The organism is Methanococcus maripaludis (genome assembly GCF_013760955.1).
Classification (GTDB): Archaea; AGJL01; Methanococci; order Methanococcales; family Methanococcaceae; genus Methanococcus; species Methanococcus maripaludis_A.
Genome location: NZ_JACDUL010000002.1, coordinates 332,838 through 348,644 on the forward strand (window position 1 = coordinate 332,838; position 15,807 = coordinate 348,644).

16 protein-coding genes are annotated in these 15,807 nt (G+C 33.4%); 12 read left to right on the top strand and 4 right to left on the bottom strand.

Annotated elements, in window-relative coordinates:
- Positions 1-69 precede the first annotated feature (69 nt).
- Positions 70-429, top strand: a complete 360-nt coding sequence (locus tag HNP90_RS04590) for a hypothetical protein (RefSeq protein ID WP_011976689.1) — start codon at positions 70-72, stop codon at positions 427-429.
- Between the two features lie 3 nt (positions 430-432).
- Here the strand turns inward: HNP90_RS04590 and HNP90_RS04595 are convergent, their stop codons facing one another.
- The 4 genes from HNP90_RS04595 to HNP90_RS04610 all read right to left on the bottom strand — a co-directional run bounded on the left by HNP90_RS04595 (position 433) and on the right by HNP90_RS04610 (position 4,630).
- The gene (locus HNP90_RS04595; protein ID WP_011976690.1) at positions 433-1,179 is read right to left on the bottom strand and encodes an ABC transporter substrate-binding protein; all 747 of its coding nucleotides are present in this window, start codon (positions 1,177-1,179) and stop codon (positions 433-435) included.
- 168 nt (positions 1,180-1,347) lie between these two features.
- Positions 1,348-1,944 carry an EMC3/TMCO1 family protein gene (locus HNP90_RS04600; protein WP_011976691.1) on the bottom strand — a complete coding sequence of 199 codons (597 nt, stop codon included), beginning with the start codon at positions 1,942-1,944 and terminating at the stop codon, positions 1,348-1,350.
- A gap of 64 nt (positions 1,945-2,008) precedes the next feature.
- Complete coding sequence (locus HNP90_RS04605; RefSeq protein WP_011976692.1) at positions 2,009-2,587, bottom strand: adenylate kinase; 579 nt, start codon at positions 2,585-2,587, stop codon at positions 2,009-2,011.
- Positions 2,588-2,704: 117 nt separating this feature from the next.
- Positions 2,705-4,630, bottom strand: coding sequence for an OB-fold nucleic acid binding domain-containing protein (locus tag HNP90_RS04610; protein ID WP_011976693.1), 1,926 nt, complete (start codon positions 4,628-4,630; stop codon positions 2,705-2,707).
- Between the two features lie 153 nt (positions 4,631-4,783).
- Between HNP90_RS04610 and HNP90_RS04615 the strand changes: the two genes are divergently transcribed.
- From HNP90_RS04615 to HNP90_RS04665, 11 genes are all read left to right on the top strand, one after another.
- Positions 4,784-7,714 carry a VHS/ENTH/ANTH domain-containing protein gene (locus tag HNP90_RS04615; protein ID WP_011976694.1) on the top strand — a complete coding sequence of 977 codons (2,931 nt, stop codon included), beginning with the start codon at positions 4,784-4,786 and terminating at the stop codon, positions 7,712-7,714.
- Positions 7,715-7,740: 26 nt separating this feature from the next.
- Positions 7,741-8,340 carry a dTMP kinase gene (gene tmk / locus HNP90_RS04620; RefSeq protein ID WP_011976695.1) on the top strand — a complete coding sequence of 200 codons (600 nt, stop codon included), beginning with the start codon at positions 7,741-7,743 and terminating at the stop codon, positions 8,338-8,340.
- Between the two features lie 73 nt (positions 8,341-8,413).
- A complete protein-coding gene (locus HNP90_RS04625) occupies positions 8,414-8,827 on the top strand; it encodes an NfeD family protein (RefSeq protein ID WP_011976696.1) in 414 nt (137 codons plus the stop codon).
- 49 nt (positions 8,828-8,876) lie between these two features.
- On the top strand, positions 8,877-9,683 hold the full coding sequence (locus HNP90_RS04630; protein WP_011976697.1) for an SPFH domain-containing protein: 807 nt from the start codon (positions 8,877-8,879) through the stop codon (positions 9,681-9,683).
- 79 nt (positions 9,684-9,762) lie between these two features.
- The gene (gene rlmH, locus HNP90_RS04635; protein ID WP_011976698.1) at positions 9,763-10,242 is read left to right on the top strand and encodes a 23S rRNA (pseudouridine(1915)-N(3))-methyltransferase RlmH; all 480 of its coding nucleotides are present in this window, start codon (positions 9,763-9,765) and stop codon (positions 10,240-10,242) included.
- Between the two features lie 256 nt (positions 10,243-10,498).
- A complete protein-coding gene (locus HNP90_RS04640) occupies positions 10,499-10,807 on the top strand; it encodes an ATP synthase subunit B family protein (RefSeq protein ID WP_011976699.1) in 309 nt (102 codons plus the stop codon).
- A 33-nt stretch (positions 10,808-10,840) separates the two neighbouring features.
- Positions 10,841-12,901, top strand: coding sequence for a V-type ATP synthase subunit I (locus tag HNP90_RS04645; protein ID WP_011976700.1), 2,061 nt, complete (start codon positions 10,841-10,843; stop codon positions 12,899-12,901).
- Positions 12,902-12,954: 53 nt separating this feature from the next.
- Positions 12,955-13,623, top strand: coding sequence for an ATP synthase subunit K (locus HNP90_RS04650; RefSeq protein WP_011170984.1), 669 nt, complete (start codon positions 12,955-12,957; stop codon positions 13,621-13,623).
- Positions 13,624-13,683: 60 nt separating this feature from the next.
- Entirely contained in the window at positions 13,684-14,295 is a 612-nt protein-coding gene (locus HNP90_RS04655; protein ID WP_011976701.1) for a V-type ATP synthase subunit E, read from the top strand.
- A 10-nt stretch (positions 14,296-14,305) separates the two neighbouring features.
- Positions 14,306-15,481, top strand: coding sequence for a V-type ATP synthase subunit C (locus HNP90_RS04660; RefSeq protein ID WP_011976702.1), 1,176 nt, complete (start codon positions 14,306-14,308; stop codon positions 15,479-15,481).
- Between the two features lie 21 nt (positions 15,482-15,502).
- Complete coding sequence (locus HNP90_RS04665; RefSeq protein WP_011976703.1) at positions 15,503-15,802, top strand: V-type ATP synthase subunit F; 300 nt, start codon at positions 15,503-15,505, stop codon at positions 15,800-15,802.
- Positions 15,803-15,807 lie beyond the last annotated feature (5 nt).

Consider the following 15,807-nt stretch of genomic DNA (forward strand, 5'->3'; position numbering starts at 1 on the left):
AAATCATAAGGCATATTAATTCTGAATTAAAAATAAAAAGTTAAATAAAAATTATAGAAGTTGGTTTTCATGAAAAATACAATTCAGAGAAGTTTTGAAATAAAAGATTACAGAATTCCAAAAACAGAGTTTGGAGATTTCTGGATGACTTTTGAAACTCGAGAAAAGTTAAAGACAAAAATTACATATGTTCCAGAAAATGGAGAAAAATTCACTGCCTTAGAAGTTAAGTCAGTTATAGAAGAAATTATTTCAAAAAGTAAATATTTCAAAGAAAATCTTCCAGAAAATATCAAAGTTGAAGTTTTGTTCAAAAATCTAAGCAATGACTACTACAACCCTACTGAAAATGAAATTCCAGATTTTGAATTTAAAGATATGGATGAAATTAGTGTTTTATTTTATTTTATAGTCGATTACTACATCTAAATTTTATTCATTTAATAACCATTTATTTTTTAGATTATCGTAAGTTCCATCTTCTTCCAATTCAGTTATTGCATTATTAATATCGCTTAATAATTCAGTGTTTTCTTTATTTACTGCAATTGAGATATTTTCGCCAAATGGGCATTCAAAAATGCTTGTTAAATTGTTATTTTCAGGATAAAGTACGTATTCAAAGTATATTTCATCAACAATCATTACATTGATTTTTTCTTGATCGAATGCCCGTTCCAGTTCGGTAGTTGTTCTATATTTATATAATATAAATTCATGGTTTTCCTTAAGTCTCATTGCACATCCATCTTGAACAGTTCCTTTTATAACTCCGACAGTGCAGTTGTCTACTGTTTCAATTCCAGTATTTTTATCAACAACTTGGATACTCGTTGTATTTATATAGGATTTTGAAAATACTACGAGTTCTTCTCGTTCAGGAGTTACTGTGATTAAAGATATTGCACAATCCACCCGATTTGTTTCTACAGCATGTAAAAGATTTGCAAATTCATAAATTCGAAATTCCGGTTCCATATTCATTTTTTCTGCAATTCCAGTGATATATTCGATTTCAAATCCACTGTGAATTCCTGCATCCATGTAGTTTATTGGGTAGCATTCAGGAGTTATTCCAACCACCAGTGTTTCTTTTTCCGCATTTTCGGAATTTGAAATGCATCCTGAAATTAAAATCATAAAAGCCGTTAAAATTAGGAGGATTTTAAATTTTAACATAATTTACCTCGAATTACATTTTAGATTTGTAAAATTAAATCAGTAAATCTAATATATATGTTTTAAGGTTATTTTGTTCCAGTAAAAGCGTAAATTTATAAAAAAACAGTTAAAAGAACTGAAAATACAGTTTTCTAAAAAAAATAAGTGTATTTAATAATTATTTAGTTATTTTATACCCATTAACTTTCTAAGAACCATTGATGTTCCCATTGAACATAATATATACCATCCAAGCCATCCGAGTATAGTGTCTGAAACTACACCAAAACCGCCGTGGTAGAATATTCCGCCGATCCAGTGCCAGATTCCAATAAATATGATTTTTGAAATGATCACTGGGAGTTGAACTATAGCTCCATCCCATGCTGGCATCATTGTGTGATAAATTCCACCAAAGTCATATACGTGTCTTAAATAAGCAAATATGATGATAATTGGAACCCATGTGTAAATCATAGGTTTAAAACTCATTTTCATCATTTCCATTTGCATGGTCATCATTTTTTGCTGTTCTTTTTGGAGTTCAGCCATTAATTCAGGATCTTTTGATGCTTTTTTCGCTTTTACCTGGAATTCCTGAAGTTCGTTTTTCAGTTCTGCCATCCTGTCCTGATTTACCAAGACTTTGGTCGCCAAATTAATAATAAACGATACTAAAAAAGCAGTTACGAATATAAAAATTGCAGGATCCATTGTTTGTACCATCGGTAAAAAAATCGCATCCAGTGCATTGTAAAATGCGGAATAAATAGATTCAAACATGTTTTTTCCCCTTTATCATAATATAAAATATTAAAACAATTAAAAAAGTTAAAATATATATAGATTATCTTAAAACTGAAATTAATTCTTCAACTGCGTTGTCAACGAGACCGTTTTTGTTTTTAACGATTTTTACAGTTGCACCAGTTAAAACACCGTAGCTCATTGCAGCAGCTCGGTTCATGAATTGGTGTTCTTCGATGCTTGCAGTTGTTTCGAGATCTCTTTTCCTTGACTCGTCACTTAATCTTCTCATTAAGATTTCGTCGCCGTCTGTTTCAACAACAATTACCATATCTGGATTTAATTCAGTTAAAACCCATGCAGGAAGTCCAGGTAAGTATCCTTTAGGTGTTTTTACCGTGCTGTGCGTATCTACTGCAACAGGGTATTCTTTCGCCATTTCAGCAATTTTTCTTCCAGCCATTTTTTGGATTCTTTTTTGGGTTTCAGGGTCTAATTTTCTCATCTGGTCCCTATCTGAAGCGAGTCCTTCTTCGTTTGCAACTTCAAACATTGCACTTCCAAAGTTAACCATTTTATAGTTTAAACCTTCTTCTGATAAGATATCCATTGCTTTTTGTGTCACAGTTGTACCGCCAACGCCAGGTACTCCAGTTACTACAACAACCTTGTTTTTCATTAAACCACCGTTTTACTGTTAAAATGAATAAAAATAAAAACACTTGAGTTATGCGCCCTATTTACTATCTAAATCTAAATATATATATGTTATCCAAAATTAAAAAAAATAAAAAAGTTAGTGTTGTTTTAAAACTTCCAATTCTTTTGATGCATCTACAAAATTAACTCTTTTTACTGCAAATTCTAATTCATCGTTTCTAAATGAAGGTGTTCCATAGAATAAAACATCTTTTCCAAGCACATTTGAAAGTGCATCTAAATTCATTTCTTTTAATTTATTTTTTGAAAGTTCTGTTACTTTTTCAACGTTATTTCCATATAATCTGCAGTTAATAACACCAGTTCCATCGTCAATTGTTAAATTTGAAACTAAAAGTTCGTTTGGCGCAACTTCTCCACAAACTTCACACATGTATTTGTTATCGACTAAATTCAATCTTTTTCTGCAGTTTGGACATAAACTAAGAATTACATCCTGTTTTCTGTAGTCTACAACAGTTCCACTAATTTCGGTGGAAATACCATCTTCAAGCTCTGCAATGTAATTTCTTGGAGATTTTATTGAAATTCCTTCGGGATTTACCTCGATTCTTCCAAATCTTCCTGTTGATAAATCCATGTATTCGCCACTTTCTTTAGCATACCCATGTATTAATTTTACAACGTCGCCTTCAGAAATTTCGATTTCTGCATCACTGTCCCAAAGAGCCATCCTGATGCTTCCAGTACTGTCTTCCAACACGATATTTCTAACTTTTCCAGTTCCACCATTGCTTCTCGAAAATTCATTTACGGGATAAGCATTTGTAACCATTCCAATAACCGTTACATCAGCATTATCAGAACTTCCGCTTAAAATATCCCCTATAGCAGTTATTTTCTCAACTATTTTTTCGCTTGCAGTTTCATCTTTTTTAAGGTCTGACATGTAGTTGTAAGTTAAATCTGCTCTTTTTTCGCCAGTATTGTCTGTGTAAGTTCTTAATTTACAGTTTGAAACGTTTAAATAATCTCCTTCTTTTAAATCGTTAAGAATATTTCTGTTTGCGCCCCAGAATGCAATTTTTACCATTCCAGTTCCATCGTTTAAGTACATATCCTGAACTTCTGCAGTTCTATCGCTAAATTGAACTTCTCTTGAGCCGGAGATGTTCGCAACATTTCCAGAGATTGTTACATATTCTCCATCAAAATCAGCAAGTTCAGAAATATTCATTTTTTCAACAGGTTTTTCTTCCTTAGCAGATTCTTCAACTATTCCAATATTGTCAACAGAAATTTCAAGTCCTGAATACCCCTGTTTTACATATCCACTTACTTCTGCAATATCTCCTTTTTTAACTTCAAAATCTGCAAGTTCATTCCAGAGTGTTCCCCTTATACTTCCAGTATCGTCTTTTAAAATCAATGATTTTAGCTGGCCTTTTGTTCCATCTTTTCTGCTAAATTCTTTTTTAGGGTATGCAGCAACAACTTCTGCATTAATAGTTCCAGATAAATTAGGCATTAATTCTGAAATTTTGTAATTCTCTTTTAAAATGGGGTATCTCGATTCATCGTATTTTTTAAGTTTGTCAATTGAAAGTTCTGAGCCGCTGTTTAATTCAACCTTGTCGTTCCACTTTCTACTAAATGCATTTTCAATTTTTACAACGTCGCCTTTTTTTAATCCTTCAATTAGATCAGTTTTGTCGTTCCAAAGCGTAAGTCGTGTAATTCCAGTATTATCTCCAATGGTAATTGATGCAAGTTTTCCAGTTGAACCATCTTTTCGATTAAAATCTTTAGCAGGCGAAATTTCAATAATTTTTCCGGTGACTTCAACATTTTTTTGCCCGTCAGCAATATCACTTATTGTAAAATCGTATTCCTCTTCATCACCATATGTTATTTCTATCCCGAGTTCCTGTGCAACTAGCATTACTGCACTTTCCTCACCAAGAAGTCCAGAATTCTCTTCAATTTTTTCTTTTACTTTTTTTTCTAGTTCTTCCTGACTGATTTTTGATAATATTTTTTGTTTTAATTTGTCGATATTCATAAACTACACCGGTGAATTTTTTAGAGTTGCCTAAACCTTACCTACATAAAAGCTATAATAATGTTGAACATCCATTTTTATATTTGTTTGTATATACTATATGACAAAAGTACTCAGAATATATAGTTAACGATTTAGAATACTTGGGAAATCATGAACATTAAAAGAATTGTATCTGACCTTAAAAAAGAAAGCTGGTATACAAAGTTAGATGCTGTAAACAGGTTAGGAAACATTACTTACGAAACACAGGATGATGCAGATTACGTAATTAAAAATCTACTTATTGAATTAGAATCTCCAAAAACTGTGATGCAAGCACGAACTCTTTGGGCCACAAACAACATTATAAAAGAGTATCCTCAATTGGCGTACAAAATAGTACCTCACCTATTAAGACTTTCGAATTGCGAAAACAATGCAATTAAAGAAATTTCAAATGAACTATTAAATAAACCATTAATTAAGTATGCAATTGCAAGATACAGCACATTGCTTTCAAAAAGTATACATTCGGAAGATTACTACGAAAAGTTAAGCGCCATCGTAAATATATGGAAAATGGCCCCTGTTAATCCCGAATTAATCGACAATTTACTCCCTGAACTTATTGAATCGATTACAGATAAAAACCATTTAAAATTAGGAATATTTTCATGGATATTAATGGAATCTGAAGATAATGAAACGATTGATGAAATTGTGGATTTAATAAATAAAGTTTACCTGCATCTTGATTTAAATGCACAATACCCCCCAAGCTATATTAAAAAATTGATAAACAGCTCCGATCATGTCATGAAATTTGTGGCGCTATCTTTAATCGAAAAAAACCCTGAAAATGTAAATAACGAAGTAATGGAAGATTTATTGAAATTATTTACATCTCCAAATACGGATAGATACGTAAAAGCTAAAATGTTTTACACAATAGGCATGCTTTCACAAACTAAACCCTATTTAAAAACTATACTTATACACGAAGTAAATAAAATAATTAACAACGAAAAAGACTGGCTTTTAATATTTACTGCATTGGTAGGATTTTACACCATTGGAGAAAAAATAACAAATTCGGATCTTTTAAATCATTCCAATTCACTAATTCGTGGAATTGCAATTCAATTAATAGATTCTAGGGCTTCTGAACAGATTCTATCCTGCTTCAATGACAACCACGTTACAACATACCTTTCGATTATCGATAGACTTATAATGCCCGATATTTCAAACGATGTAAAATTGAAATTCTTAAACGAACTCAGTAATCCGGATAATTATCCGTATGTAACAGAACATATTGATGAAAATTCTGCTGCGCGACTAAGAAACAGTGTTGGCGAAATCGTACATTCGTGGAATTCTGAGCATTGGATTTCTAAAATTAACCTGATGAATGACCTTGGAAATTTGGCCAAAAACAATTCCGAATATGTTGACAGTTCAATTGAACTTATAATAAAATCCATGGAAGACAATTATGGGATGGTTCGTGCACAAGGACTCTGGATTGTTAGGGCCATACTTTACAATAGTGAAGACCCATTTCATATTTTAGAAGCGTTGGACGGCCATTTGGAACCACTATTAAAAATAAACGATCCAAATATCTTTGTAAGGTTAAATTACGTGTTACTACTTAGAAGTTTCTCCGAATTTTTAAAGGGAATTGAAGGTTGTGAGGATAAACTTTCGGAACTTGCGGGTTATCTAATGTACATTTCATTGAACGACCCTACAAAAATTGTTTCCGAAGTTGCGAAATTAATATTAAAATACGATTTCGATACAGAACTGGATAAAAAGGATATTACATTGGATAATTTTAAAGATTACTTGGAAATATTCCCTTATTCATCAGTTGGAATCATAAAATACCTTTTAAAACAAAATCAACATGATGAAAAAGTTGTTTCGATGCTTGTTGACATTTGCAGGACGCATTACACTTTCGGTTGTGACATATTCTGTATTCTTTATGGAATAGATATTGACGTATCGTCCGAAGAACTTTATGGAAAATTAAACGATTATTTAATATATAGCTCAGAAGAAAGTCAAAATTCGATGAAACTGCTTATAAAAATGCATTTAACTGAAAATAACTGGAAAGTTAGAATGCTTGGAATATCAATACTTGACAAAATATCCGTATTAAATCTCCAGTTTGTTGACAATTTCATAACAGATCTTATCCATATTTCATTATTTGATAAAATATTTGAAATAAGGGAACGTGCTGGAATACTGCTTGAAAAAATCAATTATGGAAGTCCGAAAATTGATATGAAGATTTCGATAAATTATTTCTTCAAAAGTAACGAAGAACTGCTTGAAATCATAAAAAATGGTGATCCTGGAATCGACGAAGCATTCTATACACTTAGCGTCAGAGACAAAGAAATAGATAATATCGAAAAATTAATGACTGTAGTTTCGAAATTTAAAAATGACGAACATTGGTATAGAAGGGCATACGCTTACAAAATACTTGAAAATCTCCTTAAAAATCCAAGAGCTGACCACTATCACTACGAAATTATAAATTGGTGCCTTGAGTGCGCTGAAGACAAAAATCCAATGATCTCAAAAATATCAAAAGATATTTTAGAAAAACTTGGGCGTACAGTACAGCCATCAACCCAAACAAATGCGTACGATAGAATAAGGCGTATTGAAAACCTCCTTGAAAGTGGAGACTGGACTATAAAAGTAGAAGCACTCCAATCAGTTCGAGATTTTATCAATGAAGGTCATTACGGATATTTAGATATTGTAATGGAAAAGTTAGATGATCCGCACTGGAAGGTTAAAAATGCGGCTTTAGGAATTTTAGCAGATATTGATCCTGAACTAATAAAACCTGCGATTCCAAAAATTATCGGCCTTTTAAATGACGGAGACGAATCGGTTATTTTAAAAACTCTCCTTACATTGAAAAAATTCGGTCAAAAGGATCCCAAAATACTTGAAAAAGTCATGCCTACACTTGAAAAATTAGAAAATTACGGTACATGGAGCATAAAAGAAGAAATAATGAGATTAAAATTATCATACTATAACAAATTAAGACAAAAACACTAATTAATCTCTTTTTTATTGGTAATAACATGAACAAATTTATCGTTTTTGAAGGTATCGATGGCTGTGGAAAAACCACTCAGGCGAAACTCATTGCTGAAAAATTAAATGCGAAATTTACCTTTGAACCAACAGATGGAAAAATTGGAAAGTCGATCCGCGAAATATTATCTGGTTCAAAATGCCAAAAAGAAACACTTGCACTCCTTTTTGCCGCAGATCGGGTTGAACACGTTTCAAAAATTGAAGAAGATTTAAAAAAATCCCACGTGGTTTCTGACAGATATGTTTATTCTTCAATCGTTTACCAAATGTCTCAGGGAATTCCAAAAGACTTCATTTATACAATCAATGATTATGCAAAAACTCCGGACCTTGTAGTTTTGCTCGATGTTGATTTAAATGAAGCTTTGAAAAGAATGGAATCCCGGGAAAAAGAAATATTTGAAAAAATAGAAATTCAGAAAAAAATAAAAGAAGGATACTACAGCCTCATAAATTCAGAAAATGAAAAATTCATGCCAAAATATGGATTTATTATTATTGACACAACTTCAAAATCGATAACCCAAGTTTTTGATGAAATTTTAAACGCGATTATCGATAAAATTCCAGATATAATTCAATAAACTATATATTGTTCTTTTCAAATACATTATTTGTTATATTTCTACAGAATAATCTAATCTTTAAGGGTGCGTTATGGAATTAGGTTATATAACAATTATAATCGGTATGGGATTAATACTTCTCGAAGCATTTCTTCCAGGACTCAATTTTCCAGTGGCGGGTGTTGCCGTACTGATCTATGGTATATTCTTACTTTATGCGCCACAATGGGCGCTTCCTTCAGCAATACTTGCAGGATTGATCACTGCATACATTATGAAAAGATTTGTTTACAGAACCGGTTTGGATGTAAAAATCGGTGCTGAAAACTTAATCGGTGAACACGGGGACCTCGTTGACGAAATTGGTGAAAATAATTACGGTCACGTCATAATACATGGGGAGAGATGGCAGGCAAAATCTGAAATACCAATAAAAAAAGGTTCAAAAGTAGTTGTTACAGGAATTGAAGGAGTATCTTTACTCATTGAAGAATTATCCGAATAAACACAAAAATTAAAAATGATTTTTACTTAATACATTTGGAGGGAAATTTATGTCTTTTTGGCTTAATTTGTTATTTGGTATATTCATACTGGTTTTAATCATAAAATCAGTTATTATTGTAAACCAGTTTGAATTAGGGCTGGTATTCAGGCTTGGAAAAGTTAGGGGAAGATTAAATCCAGGAGTTAACTTCATAATTCCATTTATCGATGTACCGATAAAGGTCGATGTGAGAACCAAAGTAATCGATGTTCCACCACAAGAAATGATTACAAGAGATAACGCAGGAGTTAGAATCGATGCAGTTATCTACTACAGGGTAATGGATGTAAACAGGGCAATTTTAGAAGTTCAAAACTTCCAGTACGCAATTATAAACCTTGCACAGACTTCATTGAGAGCAATAATTGGTAGCCTTGAACTCGATGATGCGCTGAATAAAAGAGAATACATCAACTCACAGCTTTTAGAAACGCTCGATAGGGATACTGATGCATGGGGTGTAAAAGTTGAAAAGGTTGAATTAAGAGAAATTGAACCGCCAACTGACATTAAAAATGCAATGACCCAACAGATGAAAGCTGAAAGGTTAAAAAGAGCAGCTATTTTAGAAGCAGAAGGAGAAAAACAGAGTAAAATCTTAAAAGCTCAAGGTAGTGCAGAAAGTATGAAAATTGAAGCAGAAGGTCAGGCAAAAGCAATCCAGATTGTTGCAGAATCTGCTCAGACATACTTTAAAAATGAAGCCCAACTCTATAAGGCTCTTGATGTGACAACAAACACATTAAAAGATAACACCAAATTTGTAATTTCCGAAAACATTATGGATATTGCAAAAAAATTCATTAAACAATAATTCCTATTTTTTTAAATATTTCAAATCCATATTCTTTTTTAATTTTTATAAAAATTTAAAATTTTAACGTGGAAAAATTATGAATATAACAATTATTTCGGTTGGAAAAATAAAAGAAAAATATTTGAGCGATGCAATTAATGAATACTCGAAAAGAATTTCAAGGTATTCAAAAATCGATATTATTGAAGTTGCCGATGAAAAAACCCCTGAAAATCCAAGCGAAGTTGAAAAATCAAAAATACTTGAAAAGGAAGCTGAAAGAATCTTAAAATATTTGAAAAAAGACTCATTTTTAATAACTCTTGAAATTTTGGGAAAAGAACTAACTTCTGAGAGTCTTGCAAAAAAAATAAACGACCTTTCAATTTCTGGAAAAAGTGATATAACATTTATTATCGGCGGATCGTTAGGATTATCTAAAAATATCTCTGAAATTTCAGATTTTAAACTATCTTTTTCAAAAATGACGTTTCCTCACCAGTTAATGAGAGTAATTCTTTTAGAACAAGTATACCGAAGTTTTAGAATCATTAATGGTGAACCATACCACAAATAATACCTTTTTTCAAAATCATTTCGAAAGGTATATCAATTATATTAAATATTCAAATAATAAGATTTTTTGTATTAAAATCTTTAAAAAACCAAAATGGCATAAATAACCTTGATATATTTATGGTGACTGCTTTAAAATATTGCACGTAGTGATTTTAAACAGTAAAATTAATCGCTAATTAAAAATCTCGGAAGTAATAAAATATATATATGTATTCTACGGGATATACTAATTATTCTTCAAAGGAGGTTATTCTGTGAGTGCTATAGATACCATTAGGGAAATAAAGCATGCAGAAAATAATGCTGTGAATGCGATAGAAGAAGCTAAGAAAAAAGCAGCAGAAATAAAGCTTGCTGCAATAGAAGAAGGTAAAACTATTATTTCTGACGCTGAAACTACTGCAGAAGCATCTGCGAAAGAATTAGTTTCTAAATACGAAAAAGAAGCTAAAGAAAAAGCCGATGAAATAATGGCTAAAGAAGGCAAAGCAATTGCTGAAATGGCAAACATTGCTAAAGTCAAAATATTAAACATCAAATTGGAAGATGTAATAGAATTCTAATTTCCCGTTGTCAAAACTTGAAAGGTGGTTTTATTGAGACCCGCAAGAATGAACAAAATTAGAGCGGTCATCTTGGATGAAAAAGTGGATCCTGTCATTAGACAACTCCATGAAAGCGGGCTAGTGGAGTTATACGACTTATCTACGAAACTCGAAGACCCTGAATGGAATGCGCTTATGACGCCAGCTCCATCAGCCGAGTATGGTAGAAATGTTGCCTCATTGACAATTAAAGTAAGTAGAATATTAGACTTATTTTCAAACGTCAGTGTAGGAGAAAAAGCAGGTCTTTCAGGCGTACTTAACCCAAAAGTACCCGCAAAGAAGAAACTTTCATTTTCATCATCTGAAGAAATTATCTCCAATGTAGAAAACGTTCTCGAGAGCGTTGAAGGAGAAATCTCAGAACCCGCTAGTAAGCTGGCCGAACTTGAAAATAGAAAAACTATTCTTGAAATGTTAAAAGACAGTGTTAAATATTTATCTGGTTTTGATCTTGATTTGAAATTCCTCGGGGAAGGATCTTACACATATATTGTTTCTGGACTTGTTTCACAAGAAAATATGTCTGAATTAGAATCTTCATTAGAAGAAGCTACAGAAGGATACGTTGAAATTGTAAAAGGAAATCCAGTAAATAAAAGCGAAAAGGAACAAAAAATTCCAGTAATTGTCGCTACATTGAAACAATGTGCAGATGTTGTTAGCGCAGAACTTAGAAAGTCTGGTTTTGAAAGACTTGACATCGCTAATGTTGAAGGAACTCCATCAGAGATTTTCAATGATACTGAAAAAGAACTTTTAGGTATCGAAAACGAAACAAAAGCTATTTTAGAAAAATTGAACGCACTTTCCAAAAAATGGACTGAAGAAGTCTTAGTTTTGCATGAAGTTCTTGAAATTGAAAAAGAAAGAGCTGAAGCATACTCAATGACTGGTAAAACCGAAAGGACGCACCTCATTGAAGCTTGGACTCCTAAGAAACATGTTAAAAAGGTTCAGGAAATCATCGAAAGCGCTTCAGAAGGATACGCAGTTGTTGAAGTTTCAGAACCTGATGAACCAGTTGAAAAAATACCAGTTATGCTCGACAATGCAAAAGCTGTAAAACCATTCGAAATGCTTACAGAAATGTACGCACCGCCAAAATACAACGAAATCGACCCTACAATGATGATAATGCCTGGATTTTTAATATTCTACGGTATTATGCTTACTGATGCGGTTTATGGTTTATTGTTAACCTTGGCTGGTCTTGTACTCTGGAAAAGAATGGGTAAAGTGAGCAATGGTGCATACAACTTGGGATATATATTAACACTCTCAGGTCTTTCAACAGTATTCTTTGGAATATTAACAGGTGGCTACCTTGGTGACTTTATGTACCAGTTCCTTGGAATGGACATCTACACTACAGGATTTGCGCTTGTAAACCCGCTTGGTGAAAGCACATACATCAGTGCAGCAAAACCATTACTCAGTCTTGGTGGAATTGATGTAAACAATGGACCTATGGCAATCTTGTTATTCTCAATTGTAGCAGGTATTATTCACCTATTCATTGGATTAACAGTTGGTCTTAAGGAATCATTGTCAAAAGGATCAGTTTTAGATGCATTCTTGAATCAAGGTATGTGGATATTATTGATACTTGCAATAGTTGCTACAGTAGTAACCGGAAACATGATGATTGCAGGCGGTGCAGTAATCGCAGTAATCGCATTATGTATGATTAAAGGATTCATGAATGGTGGCATTCTCGATGCTTTACTCGGTGCAATGGATATTACAGGATTTTTAGGTAACGTTCTCTCTTACGCAAGGCTTTTAGCTTTATGTTTAGCTACAGGTGGTCTTGCAATGGCTGTAAACATTATGGCTAAATTATTGGGAGATGCAGTTCCAGTAATCGGTATTTTAATTGCAATAGTAATGCTCGTATTTGGTCACGCATTCAACTTTGTTATGAATGGTCTTGGTTCATTCATCCACTCATTGAGGCTACATTACGTAGAGTTCTTTGGCCAATACTATGAAGGTGGAGGAAAGAGATTCTCCCCATTCAAAGCTAAAAGAGAATACACTTCAAATTAATTAAAAAAATGAAAAATAATCTAATATGAATGATTCGAAACGAGGTGCTTATGATGGTATTTGAAAACCCATTATTACTCGGAGCTATAGGTGCTGGTTTAGCAGTAGGTATCGCTGGTCTCGGTTCAGGTATCGGTGCTGGTATCACAGGTGCTAGCGGTGCTGGTGTCGTTGCAGAAGACCCAAACAAATTCGGTACTGCAATTGTTTTCCAGGCATTACCACAAACCCAAGGTCTCTATGGTTTCCTTGTCGCAATCTTAATCTTATTCGTATTCAAAAGCGCTCCTGAATGGGCAATGCTCGCTGCAGGTATCGGTACAGGTTTAGCTGGTTTATCAGCAATCGGTCAAGGTATCGCTTCAGCTGCTGGTTTAGGTGCTGTTGCTGAAGATGATGGAATTTTCGGTAAAGCAATGGTTTTCTCCGTTCTTCCAGAAACTCAGGCAATTTACGGTTTATTAGTTGCAATCCTTCTTTTAGTTGGAGTATTTGCAAGCCCAGGAGTTACAACAATTGCTGCACTCGGTGCTGGTTTAGCTGTTGGTTTCGCTGGTCTTTCAGGTATCGGTCAAGGTATCACAGCTGCAGGTGCAATTGGAGCTACAGCTAGAGATCCTGATGCAATGGGTAAAGGTTTAGTTTTAGCAGTTATGCCGGAAACTTTCGCTATCTTCGGTTTATTGATAGCAATCTTGATCATGCTCGGTATCATGTTTTAATTAAAATAAACGAAACTCAGGGTTTCTAAATACTTTAAATCCAATTCCGAAGGTGTTACGATGGGAGCGGAAAAGATAACATCCAAAATCGTAGAAGATGCAAATAAAAATGCCGAAAAAATTTTGGCTGAAGCTCTTAATGAAAAAGAAGCAATATTAACTGAAGCTAAGGAAGAAGCTTCAAAAAAAGAGCAAGCAATAGCTAAAAAAGGAGAAAAAGATGCTGAAATGACTAAAAACAGAATTTTAGCTGAAGCAAGACTCTCCGCAAAGAAAAAATTGCTTGAAGAAAGAGAAAAAACTATCCAGTTGACTCTCGAAAAATTAGAGGAAGATTTAGTAAAATTACCTCAAAAAGAAGAATACAAAGACATTTTGTTGAAATTGATAATTTCCGGAGTTTACTCAGTAGGCGGCGGCGAATTAGAATTGTTACTCAACAAAAAAGACTTTGAAGTAATCGATGACTCAACACTTTGGGCTCTCGAAAAAGAAATGGAAGATAGACTCAAAAAAGTCACAGTATTGAAAAAAGGCGAAGCTAAATCTATTATTGGCGGTTGTATCATAAAAACTGCTGATAAAACAAAAGTATCTGACAACAGCCTCGAAGCAACATTTGAAAGGAATTTAGATTCAGTCAGAGCTAAAATCGCTGAAATGTTGTTCTAAGGTGATTTAGATGGTAGATGCTTTAACACAGTTAATGGAATCAGCAGGAATGCCTACTGATGTATTCATGACTTTATTTGTACTTGCAGGAATCGCTATATTCTTGGTTATTATGATCTTCCTGATAAGATACTTGTCAGAAACTGCTCCATTTGCTTACGTTAATGCAAGAGTAAGAAGTATGGAGTCTAGATTATTAAAAGACCACAAAATAAATGAATTAATCGAATCTGCAGGAACTACTGAGTTAATTGGATTCTTGGAAGATACCGACTACGGGCCATACTTATCCGAAGTTATGGGGCAAAGTGAAGACCCAGTCGTTGTTGAAAAGGCATTGGATATTCATTTAGCACACGTTTACCAAACACTTGCAAATATCTCTCCAGATGGAGCAAGAAAAATATTAAAATTGCTTGAAAAGAAATTTGATGTTAAAAACATTAAAACACTTCTCAGAGCAAAATATGTTGGTTTGGATGCTGAAGAAACTTTCAAATTATTGATCCCACTTGGAACAATTCCTGAAAGCAAATTAAGAGAATTAAGTGAAACTAAAGCAATTGAAGAAATTGTAAGTGCTTTAGAAGGAACTGGTTATTCAAGCGTACTTTCAGAAGGATTAACACAATACGAGCAAAATGGCAAATTAACTACCCTTGAGATGTCACTCGATAAATTAATCCTTGAAAACCTCTGGAAAAACGTGAGTGTTGATGGTACCGAAAAAGACTTGTTCAAAGAATTTATCGGAACAATGATCGACATTGAAAACTTGAAAATCATCCTTAAAGGAAAAGCTGATGGATTATCATCCGAAGCTATATCCAACTATACAACAAGCAAAGGATACGAACTTGCTTCTTGGAAGTTAAAAGAGCTCGCTGATGTAGAATCAATCGAAGGAGTTATCAGTTCACTTGAAGGCACAAAATATGCCCCAATGATGGCTGAAAACCTCGAAGAATTTGAAAAAACTAAATCAGTTTATGTATTTGAAAAAGCTCTTGACAGTTACTTGGTTAAAATGGGTAAAAAATTATCACTCAGACAGCCATTTGGAATAGGCCCGATAATTGGACTCATTACCTCGAAAGAACTTGAGATAAGAAATTTGAAAATTATCATTAAAGGTAAAATCGAAGGCCTGTCTGCAAGTGAAATCAGGGAGATACTGGTATCCTAAAAACGATTGTAAAGTGATATTATGAGAATCGGTGTAGTTGGAGATCCTGATGTAGTAGTTGGGTTCAGACTTGCTGGACTTACAGATGTCTACGAAGTTAAATCCCCTGAACAAGCTGCAAAGGCAATAGAAGAATTAAACAGCAACTCCGAAATAGGATTAATTATTACCACTGAGAGAATCGGTGAAGAAATAAGAGATACTATTTCAGGTGTAAAAAAAGTTGTTGTAGAAGTACCTGACAAAAACGGTCCTATTGTCAGAGAAAATGATCCTGTGAAAGTATTAGTAAGAAACGCTGTTGGTGTTGACATTAAGTAATTCTG